The sequence below is a fragment of the Burkholderia sp. B21-005 genome (genome assembly GCF_020843965.1).
GTDB classification, from domain to species: domain Bacteria; phylum Pseudomonadota; class Gammaproteobacteria; order Burkholderiales; family Burkholderiaceae; genus Burkholderia; species Burkholderia ambifaria.
The window spans coordinates 568098-580595 of the sequence record NZ_CP086302.1 but is presented as its reverse complement, the minus strand read 5'-3'; the positions used below and the strand labels follow the sequence as shown (position 1 = coordinate 580595).

Below are 12498 nucleotides of genomic sequence, written 5' to 3'. Positions count from 1 at the left end.
GGGCCGCGTTCGCACGCCGCGTCAGAGGAAAGTCTTCAGGTTCACCGCCGGGTCGGCAAGCTTCACCGGGTCGGGCACCGCCCCCGCCGCGATCAGCCGGCGCGACGCGCCGATGTCGCGCCCGAGGTTCGCCGCGGCCACCGCGACGATCCTGCCATCGTCGCCCAGTCCGAACACCGTGAACGGCCCGCTCGCCGGATCGCCGCGCACGACGGTCGTGCGTTCGCTGCCGAACAGACCGAGCATCTGCAGGTTGCAGTCGTACTGATCGGACCACAGCCACGGCAGCTCGGCATAGGTTTCGTCCGCGCCGAGCAGGTTCGCGGCCGCGACGGCCGGCTGGTTTTCCGCGACCTGCCACGACTCGATCCGCACGTGACGCCCGAGCAGCGGATTGAAGTGCATCGTCACCTCGCCCGCCGCGAAGATCGCGTGATCGGCCGTGCGGCAGCCCGCATCGACACGGATCCCGTTGTCGACCTCGAGGCCGGCCGCCTGCGCGAGCTCGACGTTGGGCACCACGCCGATCCCGACCACGACGATATCGGCCGGCACGTCGCCGCGATCGGTCTCGACGATCGCACCGCCGCCCGCCGCGCGGCGAATCGCGCGCGGCAGCGTCGCCATCTGAAAGTTCACGCCGTGCGCGTCATGCAGTTGCCGCGCATAGGCACCGACGACTTCCGGCAACGCACGCTGCAGCAAGCGCGGCGCCGGGTCGATCACCGTCACGTCGCACCCGCGCTGGCGCGCCGCGGCCGCCACTTCCAGACCGATGAAGCCGCCGCCGAGCACCGCCACGCGACGCCCGGGCGCAAGCTGCGCCCGCAACGCGCGCGCGTCGGCAACGGTACGCACGTAATGAGGAACGACGCCTGCGTCGACCGGGCCGCCGAACGCACGCACCCGCGAACCCGTCGCGAGCACGAGCCTTGCGTACGGCAACGTCGCGCCGTCGTCGAGGCGCACACGCCGCGCATCGCGTTCGATCGCCTCGACGCGCGTGCCGAGCCGCAGCTCGACGCGCTGCGCGTCGTACCACGCGGCATCGCGCACGAACGCGCGCTGCTCGCCGCCGTCGCTCAGCAGCGCGTCCTTCGACAGCGCGGGCCGGTCGTACGGCAGCTCGCGCTCCGCGCCGATCATCACGATGCGCGCATCGGCGTCGCGCGCGCGCAGCGCCTCGGCCGTGCGCCGCGCCGCGTGGCCGGCGCCGACGATCACGAACGGGTCAGTCGACATTGACTTCCACCTGCCCGTCGACGATCCGGATCGGATAGGTCCGCACCGGCTCGGTGATCGGCGCGCATTTCGGCGCACCCGTGCGAATGTCGATGAGCCCCTGGTGCAGCGGGCACTCGACGCAGCCGTCCTCCACATAGCCTTCGGACAGGCGCGCATGACCATGGGAACAGAGGTCGTGCATCGCGAACAGTTCGTCGCCGATCCGGAACACCGCGATCGGCTTCTGGCCGGCGACGCGCGCCGCCGGTTCGTCTTCGGAGAATTCGTCGAATGCGCCCAGCGGATGCCATTCGGCGAGCGTTGCTTCGGTCATGTCGTTTCCTTGGCTGTCAGATCGGGGTCGCGAGCAGCGTCTGCACGCGCGACGTGTCGTAGATCACGCGCTTGGTCTTGTAGCGCAGCCCGTCGGGCGTGCGCACGACCGTGTCGTAGTACTTGCCGGCCTGATACACGTTCGATTCGCCGTTGCTGCGCGTCTGCACGACCACGTAGTTACTCTCGGTGTCGATCTCGCCGTCGCGTTCCGCGACGATCGTGAGGCCCGACGTCATGTGCCGGTACGTGTGCTCTTCATAGATGTTGGCGTGCCGCAGCGACACCACGCGATCGCGCAGCATCCGCTGGTTCGTGCAGTGGACGATCCCGACCGGCAGCCCGAGATCCGCGTTCTCCTTCGGCACGATCTCGTACGTGCAATCCTCGGTGAACATTTCCGGCCAGTGTTCGAGCCGGTCGTTGTCGAGGTGGCCGATGTAGCGGTTCTGGAGCATGTAAATCTCGAACCACGTCTTCATGTCTTCCGTCAGGTTTTCCATCATTCCGCGCTCCCGCTTCAATAGCCCATCAGCTTCTGGTAGCCGACCCAGAACTTGCGGATCAGGCTTTCGGTGATCACCGTGTCCTGCTGGTCCGGATTGCCGCGCGACATCTCGATCACCGACGTTGCATCGGCGTCGCGCACCGTGCCGCGCTGCACGAGTTCGGTCGCCTCGGTGTCCTCCATCGAGATGTAGCCGGCCGGCCCGACCAGGTTCGCCTGCTTGATGCGCAGCGCGCGCAGCTCGGGCGTGTCGTCCGCGTAGCCGAAGAAGTGGAAGATCAGCTCGAAGTTGTCCGGCCCCTTCGGCAGGATCTGGCGCGCGACCAGCGTGTTGTGGATCTGCTGGATCACGAGCTGCGGGAAGATCGGCTGGATATGGTTCGTGCAGTCCTCGTCGTATTCCGACACGAGATCGAGGATCGACTCGTCTTCCAGATGGAAGCCCTCGTCGAACGAGCGGATGTTCTGCTGCTTGTACGCGGCCGACGTGTCGTCGCCCGTCTTCGTCACGGTGATGATGCTGTGCAGCCCGTGATTCGCATCCGGAATCGAGCGCGCCTTCATCCCGACGCGGAAGATGTTGAAGGTCGTATGGAACAGGTGCAGCATGCTCGCGTGATACGGATCCTTCACGTTCTCCATGTACAGCTTCCAGTTCGACTTTGAATACTGTCTCGTGCAGCCGAGATACTCGATCGGCTTGTGGAAGATCCGGTCGATCCACGGCCGCATCTGCTCGCCGAGATAATCCGGCAGCGGCATCACTTCATCGCTGAAAGTGGCGAACACGAGCCCGCGATAGCTGTCGACGCGCAGCTTGCGCAGCCCGTGCTGCTTCGGGTCGAAGTCGGCCGGCATCCCGGTCATCCCTTTCTGGCCGCGCCGGAACGGCACGCCGAGCAGGTTGCCCTGGTTGTCGAAGCTCCACTGGTGGTACACGCACGTGTGCGAGCTCGTGTTGCCGCGTGACTTGCGGCAGACCTGCGCGCCGCGGTGCGCGCAGCGGTTCACCCAGGCGGACAGCGTGCCGTCCTCGGTGCGCGTGACGACGACCGGCGTGTCACCGACGAACGTGCTCTTGAAGTCGCCGGCCTTCGGGATTTCCGCTTCAAGCGCGACGAAGTTCCACGTCGGCCCGCGGAAGATGCGTTCCTGCTCGCGATCGTAGACCGCTCGCGAGCTGAACACCTTGTAGGGCACGCGCGAGCCGTCGTCGTGCGGAAAACGCACATCGGACGCGTCGTCACGCGCGGCGAATACGACGGGCGATTCTGTCTGCTCCATGTCGGACTCCTTGTGGTTCCGGTTCGTTGATTGCATGGAGCCCATTTTTGAAAAGCTAATATTCGCCGTCTATCCGGAAAGTGCGATTGCGGCGGCGCAATATCCACTTTCGGCGGATTTCTGCGCTAGCATGGCGACACAAGCGACCCGCGCACGATCGCGACCCATTCGTCGGATCGAAGCGCGCGTCCACACCGAGGCTGATGCCCATGTCCCCAACGTCGTTCGAGCCGCATGCGCTGCGCGCGCACCGGCTGTTCGAATCCCGCGATCTCGACGAGACGCGCGAGCGGATCTCGCGCGTGATGCAGCCGCATGCGCTGCTGCCGAGCGGCCGCGTGCAAGGCGCCTCGCACATGGATTTCGTCCGGCTCGGCGGGCTCGGGATGGGCACCATCGCATTCGGCGACGCGATGCGCGTGCAGGTCGACGCCGTCGACGGCTATTACCTGCTGATGTTCTGCCTGTCCGGGCAGGCGGAAGTCCACGCGATGGGACGCCAGCTCGGCGTCGACGGGCAGACCGGCGTGCTGTGCGCGCCCGGCGAGCGCTTCGACGCGGTGCTGTCCGCCGACTGCGAGCAGTTCGTGCTGCGCATCGACGCGGCGACCGTCGGCTCGCTCACCGGCGACCCGCGCGCGACGCTCGACCCCGTGCTGCACATCAGCGACGCCGCGCTCGCCGCGTGGCGCCAGCAGCTGATGCTCGTCGCCCGCTCGCCCGAACTGCTCGAACGCGCGAACGCCAATCCGCGCGTGGCGTCGCAACTCGAGCACCTGCTGATCGACCTGCTGATCGAAGGCCACCCGCCGTCCGTGCTGCGCGCCTCGCACCGCGACCCGGCGCCGGGCTTCGTGCGGCGCGCGCAGGAGTTCGTGAACGCGCACTATGCGCAGCCGCTGCAGCTCGCGGATATCGTCCAGGCCGCCAACGTGCCGGAACGAACGCTGCGCGACGCCTTCCTGCAGTTCCGCGGGATGAGCCCGATGCAGTACCTGCGTGCAACGCGGCTCGACCATGCGCGGGAGTTGCTGCGCGGGTTGGTGTCCGATCGACGGATCGCCGATATCGCGCTCGATTGCGGGTTCACGCACCTCGGGCGGTTCTCGCTCGCGTATCGGGAGAAGTTCGGCGAATCGCCGTCGGAGACGCTCGACGGCAAGCGGTAGGCGGGGGCTGGTGCGTTGCGTTGCCGGCTGCCGGCTGCCGGCTGCCGGCTGGGTTGGGTTGGGTTGCTGGGTCAGCTGGTTGGCTGGTCCGCTGGTCCGCTGGTCCGCTGGTCCGCTGGTCGGCTGGTCGGCTGGTCGGCTGGTCGGCTGGCCAGCTCGCTGCCCGCCTGCGTCACCGGCGAACCACATCGCATCGCGACGCCGTCTCAACCTTCGGCGGGGCGCGCCAAAACAGACCGTTAGTTGCAGTCGACGCGCAAACGGTGCCGCCTTACACCGCCGGCACGATCATCTCCCGCGCGATCGCGCAGAACGCGGTCGTCGCGGCACTTTCCCCGTGCAGCCGGCGGCTCATGATGATCGGCGACGTCGCCGTGGGTTCCGGCAGCCGCCGGTAGACGACACCCCTCACGCGCACGCCCTCCACGCTTTCCGGCACCAGCGACACACCCACCTGCGCGGCGACGAGCCCGAGCGCCGTCTGCAGCTCGCGCACCTCGTGAACGGCCGCCGGCACCAGCGCGCCGTCGCGCAGCGCGGACAGTTGCTGATCCGCGAAGCTCGGCCGCGGCGTGCTCGGATAGACGATCAGCGTCTCGTTCGCGATGTCCGCCAGCGTCAGCGGCCGTTCCGGATCCGCGAGCGGATGCCCGACCGGCAGCGCCGCGATCAGCTTTTCCTCGATCAGCGCCTCGCGCACGAGCTGGTCGTCGTCGAAGCGCAGGCGGCCGAACCCGACGTCGATCCGCCCGCCCTTCAGCGCACCGAGCTGTTCGAGCGTGAACATTTCAATCAGCGACAGCTCGACGTTCGGCTGCGCCTCGCGAAACGCGCGGATCACGTCCGGCAGCGCGCCATAGAGCGTCGACGGGACAAAGCCGATCACGATCCGCTCCGACAACTGCGCGAGCCGCCGCGTCAGCGGGCCAAGCTCGTCAGCCTGCTCGACGACGCGCTTCGCCTGCGCATAGAACACCCGGCCCGCGTCGGTCAGTTTCAGCGGCCGCGCCCCGCGCTCGAACAGCGGCAACCCGACTTCGTCCTCGACCGCCTGAAGCTGGCGACTCAGCGGCGGCTGCGTCATATGCAGCCGCTCCGCCGCCCGCGTGATGTTCATTTCTTCCGCGACGGCGATGAAGTACCGGAGCTGACGCAATTCCATTTCATGCCTCAAAGGTATGGAAGTAGTCGGAAAGAGTGTTGGACGACGCCGGGCGGGAATTCCTACCATGTGCACCAACAGGAGGAATCGCATGATAGCAACTGCCGCCACCATCGAGCGCATCGAGACGCTGCTCGTCGACGTGCCGACAATCAGGCCCCACAAACTGTCCGTCGCCACGATGAATTGCCAGACCCTCGTGCTGGTCCGCGTTCGATGCACGGACGGTATCGAAGGCGTCGGCGAGGCGACCACGATCGGCGGTCTCGCGTATGGCGAGGAGAGCCCCGAGAGCATCAAGGTCAACATCGACACCTACTTCGCGCCGCTGCTGCAAGGCATGGACGCAACGCGCCCCGGCACCGCGATGGCGCGGGCGCGCAAGCTGTTCCAGGGCAACCGGTTCGCGAAATGCGCGATCGAAACCGCGCTGTTCGACGCGCAGGCGCGCCGCCTCGGCGTGCCGCTGTCGGAACTGTTCGGCGGCCGCACGACCGACGCGGTCGATGTCGCATGGACGCTCGCGAGCGGCAACACGCAGCGCGACATCGCGGAAGCCGAGGCGATGCTCGACGCGCGCCGCCATCGCGCATTCAAGCTGAAGATCGGGTCGAACGCGGTCGACGACGACGTTGCGCACGTGATCGCGATCAAGCGCGCGCTCGGCGAGCGCGGCGACGTCCGCGTCGACGTGAACCAGGCATGGAGCGAAACCGACGCGATCCGGGCCGGCGCACGACTCGCGGACGCCGGCGTGAGCCTCGTCGAGCAGCCCATCGCCGCGACCAATCGCGCGGGGCTGAAACGCCTCACGCAGCTCGCGCGGATTCCGATCATGGCCGACGAAGCGCTGCACGGCCCGGTCGATGCGTTCGCGCTCGCGCAGGACCGCGCGGCCGACGTGTTCGCGGTGAAGATCGCGCAATCGGGCGGCCTGCTCGGCGCGGCGAGTGTCGCATCGATCGCGTCGGCGGCCGGCATCGACCTTTACGGCGGCACGATGCTCGAGGGCGCGGCCGGCACGATGGCGTCCGCGCAGCTGTTCAGCACGTTCGGCTCGCTGAAATGGGGCACCGAGCTGTTCGGCCCGCTGCTGCTCACCGAGGAGATTCTCGTCGAGCCGCTGCGCTACCAGGATTTCAAGCTGCACCTGCCGGCGACGCCCGGCCTCGGCATCACCTTCGACTGGGCCCGCATCGAACGGATGCGACGCGACGCCCGCTGATCCCACTCCACACAACAACCGAAACCGGAGACACAGATGAACAAGCAAGCCATCGACGCCCTGCTGAAGACCTTCGACGACGCCGCGGAAAAGCCCGGCAACCCGCGCGTGCGCGCGATCGTCAACCGGATCGTGAAGGACATCTGCTACACGATCGAGGATTTCGACGTGCAGCCGAGCGAGTTCTGGACCGCGCTCAACTACCTGAACGAAGCCGGGCGTGAATTCGGGCTGATCGCCGCGGGCCTCGGCCTCGAGCGCTTCCTCGACGTGCGAATGAACGAGGCCGAGGAGAAGGCCGGCTTCCAGGGCGGCACGCCGCGCACGATCGAGGGGCCGCTGTATGTCGCGGGCGCACCGGAATCGGTCGGCCACGCGCGTCTCGACGACGGCACCGATCCGGGGCAGACGCTGATCATGCGCGGCCGGGTGCTCGGTCAGGACGGCGCGCCGATCGCGAATGCGCTCGTCGAGGTGTGGCACGCGAACCATCTCGGCAACTACTCGTACTTCGATCAATCGCAGCCCGCGTTCAATCTGCGCCGCTCGATCCGCACCGATGCCGACGGCCGCTACAGCTTCCGCAGCGTGCTGCCGGTCGGCTACAGCGTCCCGCCGGGCAGCAAGACCGAGCAGCTGCTCGACCAGCTCGGCCGCCACGGCCATCGTCCGGCGCACATCCACTTCTTCGTTTCCGCGGACGGATATCGTAAGCTGACGACGCAGATCAACATCGAAGGCGATCCGCATCTGTGGGACGACTTCGCCTTCGCGACGCGCGACGGGCTGATCCCGGCGGTCAAGCAGGCCGAAGGCGCGGAAGGCAAGCCGTATGGTGTCGACGGCCAGTTCGCGCTGATCGACTTCGATTTCTCGCTGCTCAAGGAAAAGCAGGACGTGCCGGGAAGCGAAGTCGAGCGGGCCCGCGCGCAAGCGTGAGCGGCCTTCCCGTTCGACGAATCGATAACGCAAGGAGTACAGGATGCTGTTTCATGTGGAAATGACCGTCCGTCTGCCGACGGACATGGATCCGGTCAAAGCGGCCACGCTGAAGGCCGAAGAGAAGGCAATGTGCCAGCGGTTGATGAACGAAGGAATCTGGCGACATCTGTGGCGGATCGCGGGGCAGTATGCGAACGTCAGCATTTTCGATGTCGAGAGCGTGCAGCAGTTGCATGATGTGCTGAGTCAGCTGCCGTTGTTTCCGTATATGGAGATGGAGGTGCGGGCGCTGTGCCGGCATCCGTCGTCCGTTCGGGACGACGATCGGTGATGCCTGTATGGTCCATGCACCGGTTATCCGGCGCATGGACCACGAAACATGGCGTCGTGGTGACGCCATTCACGCCTGCATTTACGACTATTCGACGCTCGGCAGCGACCGGGAAAACTCGAAGCCGTCACCAACCTGGTCCAGCGTCCAGCGACGCTGCGTATGCAGCTTTACCCATCGTGTACGTTCGCGGTCGTCGGACGCATTTCCGATCGATATCTTGGCCTTACCTGTCGAGTAGTTCACGCTGAGGTTTCGCACGGCGCCCGTATTGCGCATCACCGAGAAGTTGTCGTAACCGATCAGCATGAAATTCCGGTCCTGCCACCGGAATGTATAGGTGGTGGATCCCATTTCCCAACTCCCAGCACTGGCAAAGCGACTCAGCGTGACCCGCAACGCGCCCCGGTCGACAATCACGTTCCCCTCTTCCAGAGCATCCGCGAGACAGGGGGATTCCCGGACCGGTATGAGCGTATCGTTTCGCAACGCGACAGCGTACCGGCCATCCGGCTGCGCAAAGGCAACGACAAGAATGCGCGGATTCGCGTCGAACGGGTTCTCGCACATGCCATCATGCGATACCACGTTCGCCGGATCATTGTCACGTAAGACCAGCACAAGATCGTCGCGGCCATCGCCGTTCAGGTCGCCCTTCGTCTGAAATTCCAGCTTCCAGCCTTTGGGAACGAAACCGTCTGGCGTTCCAGCGAGCGGCGCAATGGATGGAGACGGCACATCTCGAGCCACCGCGTGAGCGGACACGATAACGCCAAGCAAAACTGCCAGCCTGAGTTGTTTAGACAGCGTGAATGGCTTATTCCCGCTCCGAATTGGTTGCATGACTTTCATTTCGACCTATCCCCCGTCATCCGTAATCCATTCGACGTCAAACCGAGACGTAGAGGCTTATCCGGATCAAGCTTCTTTTTCTCGACGACTCGTTTCCAGTCTTCGGCGGCTCCGGGGACGCGGTACAACGCGACGATCGCCACATACTCCGTCTCGCGTTGCATCGGTTGAGACAAGCTCGACGAAGCTCCGGGGTTCATCACAGCCGACATATCCGCTCGCAGATCCTGGGCCAGCACAGTTCGATCGTTCTTCAACAGATCGTCATACGACGCTGCATCGAACGCCTTGCGATCCTTCAGTTGATAGACGCGCACCGCAACCGACGTGGGCCGCCCTACGTCGTCCGGATTCAATGCAGCGCGTGCGGTCAGATCGACATCAAGCACCTTCACCTGCTTGAAAAACACGGCGCGATACGCATTCGACGACGCATCCGACACGGACTGCCAGGCACCACAGCCCGACAGCAGCAATACGGCGGCAGCGGCTGCCGCACTCATTCGATAGAACATGAAGACTCCGGAATCAGATCGTGCGCGGCACGAGATGCGGGTTGGGTTGCGGCGCGGGCAATGCCTCGTAGGCACCCAGGGCAATATCGATCAGCCGTTCGTCGGCAGACGGCAACACCGTCGTCCAGCCGAGACGCGGCGCCGGGCCGGCACGCGCGATCCCGACGGACGGATGCGGAACGAACCGTGACGACACCTCCATCCGCAAATACACATCGGCCTTGATGCCGACATACAGCTGGATGAATGCGATGACCTCTCGATGCAGCCATGCGCCCGGCAGCAGATCCTGAGCTTGCTGCGCATCAGCTGGCCGCAACGTCACGCGCACTGCCCGGCTGCGATACGCGAGACGCCTGCCGAGCACGTAACCGCCACCGAGCCCGGTGCGCTTGCCGTCCGGTAGCCCGCCTGCAGCCGGCTTCGTCGACGTCAACGGTTTCGGCCGACCGGTACTAGTCGTCACCGCCCAGAACTCGTCGACGCGAACCCCGGCCCTCGGCGCGGCAAGCGCCACCACCCCGGCCAGGCCTTCCGACGTACGCGTGCGCTGGATCAGCAGCCCCGACAACGTGAGCATCCGCGAATCCGGCAAGCCTGCCCGCAAAGGCTTGTCGCCCCATCCAAACCCCAGCAGACACAACAGGCTCTGCGAATAATCGTCCACACCGCCGGCCCGAAAACCCTCCGGATAGCGATACTTCTTCCATGCGCGATACAGCAACGTCGCGATGCGGTGATTGAACGGATCGAGAAATGCCTCGACCGCTTCATGCCCCTCTTCGCGCAACGCGATCTCGTCGATCGTATGCGACGGCATCGCGGCATCGACGCCGTAAAGCCCCATGAAGGTGGTGCGTACGGTCGGCGGCGCATCGGGATGCTCGTCGTCGAATTCGACAGCGGCCACCTCACCCGCCGGGAACCCCAGCCGAGGACGCGGCCTGAATCGCACCGGCTCGTGCTCCGGCGTATCGCGCGTACCGAACCCGGGACGTTCGGGCGCACATGCCTCCAAAAGACGACAGAACTGCATGAAAGTCATCTTCGGCGCCCGCTCGAACAGCTTCGCAATCACTGCCGACAGGCCCTGCGACTCCGTGGCTTCAGCACTCATCCAATCGATCGATGCACTCATAGCGGTGCCCGCTGAGCCTTGCTGCGCGGCCACTCCGTCCGCAACCGCGACGGCAGGCTGACGATCGCCAGCTTCGTGAACAGATTGATCTCCGCGTATGCGCCGAAGAACCGGTGCAGCAACTCGCCGAACAGCATCACGTCGCCTTCGCCCGAGAACGCATGCGCATCGAGCGTGACCTCGATCAGCACGCCGCGCTCGACCGCCCCGCCCGACACTTCCTCGATCATTTCCTGCGACACATGCAGGATGCCGGCGAGCCGCCGCCGGTTCAGTTCGTCGTTCGTCCAGTCGTACAGCGCCAAAGCGCCGCGCAGCACCTCCGCGTTCATCATCGACAGGAAGTTGGGCGCGAGATGCGACAGCACACGCCACTGGAAACGATCTTCCGTCGGCGGATGGAGCGGCAACGTCGGCGACACGAGATTGCGCACGCTCGCGACGTTCGGCGTGCTGGCCGCCAGTTCGTCGAGACTCGCCTCCCGCAGCCCCTTGCGCGGCAGCAGTCCGTTCGTGCCCGTCACGCGCAGCGACAGGCTTTCCTCCGGCAGCGTATCCATCGTTTCCCACGCATGACCGCCGAGAATCACCCACATTTCGTGCAGCCCCGATACGCCAGGACGCACGCGTGTATGGAAATAGCGCTCCGGCGCCTCATGCCGCAGCATGCCGCCGCGGTGCCGGAAAGTCGTGAACGGCACGTATTCGTATCGCTCAGCCGTATCGTGATCGAACGTCGCGATCGCATCGACCGAATACGTTTCGACATGCTCGCCCTGATGACCGGCCGGCACGACGCGATACTCGGTTTCGTGATGGTCGATCTCGATCGGCTCGGCATCCAGTTCGAACAGGTTGATCACCGGTGAACAGAACAGTCGCACGTTGTCCGCGCTGAATCGCTGATCCGACGGATAGGCATCCTTCAGAACGATCTCCAGTTCAAAGCGGGTCGATTTTTCAGGCAGCTTCGTGATGTCCAGGCCGCACAGATCGACGAACAGGAATTTCTCGCGGAACGTGAAGTATTCAAGCAGCAACTGATATCCGGAGAACGCCGCATCGGCTTTGGGCCACAGCCGTTCTTCCGTCGAAAATCCCGCCGGCTCGATCGTGACGCCCGGCAGCGGCACGGATTCGCCATCGCGTATTTCCGGAACGCGCCAGTGAATCGCGTCGACCTGACGCGTCAGCGCAAGATGCATCGCGAATGCAGTCGGCAAATCGGCGTTCAAATGCAGCCGCAGCCGCGACAGATCCGTCTCCTTGCGCAGCGCGGATCCTTGCAACGTGAAGCCGAAGCGGATCACTGATCGGCCGTCGTGTCGCACGGCCGGTCCGGCATGCGTGAGCGACACCGGCTGCAGCGCAACCTCCTGCGTGGTCCGGTACAGACATTGCACGGTCAGCGGTGCCGCGCCGCCCGCGCCGCCCGCGGACGGCACGTTGATTGGCGCGGAGCGCACCGGCACGCCAGCCGGTACGACTATCGTTTTCTGCAATTTCTCCGCGAACGGCGTCAGTTCGACGATCGACAGCGAAGGAATCATCCGCAGATAGTGAGGCCACAACAGGCTGACGAGCCCTTCGGTCAGTTCGGGTAGTTCGTCGTCGAGCTTTTGCCGGAGCCGGCCCGTCAGGAATGCAAAGCCTTCGAAAAGACGCTCGACGTACGGATCTCGATCGCCGACGCGGTCGAGATTGAGCAGGCGCGCGCGATCGGGATGCGCCTTCGCAAATTCCTTGCCGGATTCGCGCAAATAGCGCATTTCCGCTTCGTAGTAGCGCAGGATGGGATCGTTGTTGTCCATGGGA

The 12498-nt window shown here is 65.2% G+C and carries 13 protein-coding genes; 4 read left to right on the top strand and 9 right to left on the bottom strand.

What is annotated here, in order from left to right; all coding sequences use genetic code 11:
• Nucleotides 1-21: 21 nt before the first annotated feature.
• Genes andAa through andAc form a run of 4 tightly spaced genes read right to left on the bottom strand, consistent with a single transcriptional unit; the run spans nt 22 to nt 3349 of the window.
• Nucleotides 22-1242 (bottom strand): anthranilate 1,2-dioxygenase system ferredoxin--NAD(+) reductase, encoded by a 1221-nt coding sequence (gene andAa / locus LMA02_RS18995; RefSeq protein ID WP_228909365.1) that lies wholly within the window; start codon nt 1240-1242, stop codon nt 22-24.
• Entirely contained in the window at nt 1232-1558 is a 327-nt protein-coding gene (gene andAb, locus LMA02_RS18990) for an anthranilate 1,2-dioxygenase ferredoxin subunit AndAb (RefSeq protein ID WP_006756593.1), read from the bottom strand. The genes andAa and andAb overlap by 11 nt, the downstream gene beginning before the upstream one ends.
• Before the next feature lie 16 nt (nt 1559-1574).
• The gene (gene andAd / locus LMA02_RS18985) at nt 1575-2063 is read right to left on the bottom strand and encodes an anthranilate 1,2-dioxygenase small subunit AndAd (protein ID WP_105830064.1); all 489 of its coding nucleotides are present in this window, start codon (nt 2061-2063) and stop codon (nt 1575-1577) included.
• A 14-nt stretch (nt 2064-2077) separates the two neighbouring features.
• Complete coding sequence (andAc, locus tag LMA02_RS18980; RefSeq protein ID WP_228909363.1) at nt 2078-3349, bottom strand: anthranilate 1,2-dioxygenase large subunit AndAc; 1272 nt, start codon at nt 3347-3349, stop codon at nt 2078-2080.
• A gap of 209 nt (nt 3350-3558) precedes the next feature.
• Here andAc and andR point away from each other — a divergent pair, with 209 nt between their 5' ends.
• Nucleotides 3559-4518, top strand: coding sequence for an anthranilate 1,2-dioxygenase regulatory protein AndR (andR, locus tag LMA02_RS18975; protein WP_228909361.1), 960 nt, complete (start codon nt 3559-3561; stop codon nt 4516-4518).
• 271 nt (nt 4519-4789) lie between these two features.
• On the opposite strand, the gene LMA02_RS18970 is transcribed toward andR, so the two are convergent.
• Nucleotides 4790-5680 (bottom strand): LysR family transcriptional regulator, encoded by an 891-nt coding sequence (locus LMA02_RS18970; RefSeq protein ID WP_228909356.1) that lies wholly within the window; start codon nt 5678-5680, stop codon nt 4790-4792.
• A 91-nt stretch (nt 5681-5771) separates the two neighbouring features.
• Here LMA02_RS18970 and LMA02_RS18965 point away from each other — a divergent pair, with 91 nt between their 5' ends.
• From LMA02_RS18965 to catC, 3 genes are read left to right on the top strand one after another with little or no spacing between them, the layout of a single operon-like run.
• The gene (locus LMA02_RS18965) at nt 5772-6905 is read left to right on the top strand and encodes a muconate/chloromuconate family cycloisomerase (protein ID WP_228909354.1); all 1134 of its coding nucleotides are present in this window, start codon (nt 5772-5774) and stop codon (nt 6903-6905) included.
• Nucleotides 6906-6941: 36 nt separating this feature from the next.
• Entirely contained in the window at nt 6942-7844 is a 903-nt protein-coding gene (gene catA / locus LMA02_RS18960; RefSeq protein ID WP_228909352.1) for a catechol 1,2-dioxygenase, read from the top strand.
• Nucleotides 7845-7887: 43 nt separating this feature from the next.
• A complete protein-coding gene (gene catC, locus LMA02_RS18955) occupies nt 7888-8178 on the top strand; it encodes a muconolactone Delta-isomerase (protein ID WP_228909350.1) in 291 nt (96 codons plus the stop codon).
• Nucleotides 8179-8265: 87 nt separating this feature from the next.
• Here the strand turns inward: catC and LMA02_RS18950 are convergent, their stop codons facing one another.
• From LMA02_RS18950 to tssF, 4 genes are read right to left on the bottom strand one after another with little or no spacing between them, the layout of a single operon-like run.
• The gene (locus LMA02_RS18950) at nt 8266-9030 is read right to left on the bottom strand and encodes a hypothetical protein (protein ID WP_228909343.1); all 765 of its coding nucleotides are present in this window, start codon (nt 9028-9030) and stop codon (nt 8266-8268) included.
• Nucleotides 9027-9545: a type VI secretion system lipoprotein TssJ gene (gene tssJ, locus LMA02_RS18945; protein ID WP_228909341.1), complete on the bottom strand. Its 519-nt coding sequence runs from the start codon at nt 9543-9545 to the stop codon at nt 9027-9029. The genes LMA02_RS18950 and tssJ overlap by 4 nt, the downstream gene beginning before the upstream one ends.
• Nucleotides 9546-9558: 13 nt before the next feature.
• A complete protein-coding gene (gene tssG / locus LMA02_RS18940; protein WP_416378689.1) occupies nt 9559-10662 on the bottom strand; it encodes a type VI secretion system baseplate subunit TssG in 1104 nt (367 codons plus the stop codon).
• A gap of 17 nt (nt 10663-10679) precedes the next feature.
• Nucleotides 10680-12494 (bottom strand): type VI secretion system baseplate subunit TssF, encoded by a 1815-nt coding sequence (tssF, locus tag LMA02_RS18935; protein ID WP_228909336.1) that lies wholly within the window; start codon nt 12492-12494, stop codon nt 10680-10682.
• Nucleotides 12495-12498: the final 4 nt, after the last annotated feature.

Bases quoted from the DNA above. Each gene is read 5' to 3' on its own strand.
- tssF (WP_228909336.1), bottom strand. From the start codon at position 12,494: ATGGACAACAACGATCCCATCCTGCGCTACTACGAAGCGGAAATGCGC.
- andAd (WP_105830064.1), bottom strand. From the start codon at position 2,063: ATGATGGAAAACCTGACGGAAGACATGAAGACGTGGTTCGAGATTTAC.
- andR (WP_228909361.1), top strand. From the start codon at position 3,559: ATGTCCCCAACGTCGTTCGAGCCGCATGCGCTGCGCGCGCACCGGCTG.
- LMA02_RS18950 (WP_228909343.1), bottom strand. From the start codon at position 9,030: ATGAAAGTCATGCAACCAATTCGGAGCGGGAATAAGCCATTCACGCTG.
- andAa (WP_228909365.1), bottom strand. From the start codon at position 1,242: ATGTCGACTGACCCGTTCGTGATCGTCGGCGCCGGCCACGCGGCGCGG.
- tssG (WP_416378689.1), bottom strand. From the start codon at position 10,662: ATGAGTGCTGAAGCCACGGAGTCGCAGGGCCTGTCGGCAGTGATTGCG.
- LMA02_RS18970 (WP_228909356.1), bottom strand. From the start codon at position 5,680: ATGGAATTGCGTCAGCTCCGGTACTTCATCGCCGTCGCGGAAGAAATG.
- LMA02_RS18965 (WP_228909354.1), top strand. From the start codon at position 5,772: ATGATAGCAACTGCCGCCACCATCGAGCGCATCGAGACGCTGCTCGTC.
- andAb (WP_006756593.1), bottom strand. From the start codon at position 1,558: ATGACCGAAGCAACGCTCGCCGAATGGCATCCGCTGGGCGCATTCGAC.
- catA (WP_228909352.1), top strand. From the start codon at position 6,942: ATGAACAAGCAAGCCATCGACGCCCTGCTGAAGACCTTCGACGACGCC.
- tssJ (WP_228909341.1), bottom strand. From the start codon at position 9,545: ATGTTCTATCGAATGAGTGCGGCAGCCGCTGCCGCCGTATTGCTGCTG.
- catC (WP_228909350.1), top strand. From the start codon at position 7,888: ATGCTGTTTCATGTGGAAATGACCGTCCGTCTGCCGACGGACATGGAT.
- andAc (WP_228909363.1), bottom strand. From the start codon at position 3,349: ATGGAGCAGACAGAATCGCCCGTCGTATTCGCCGCGCGTGACGACGCG.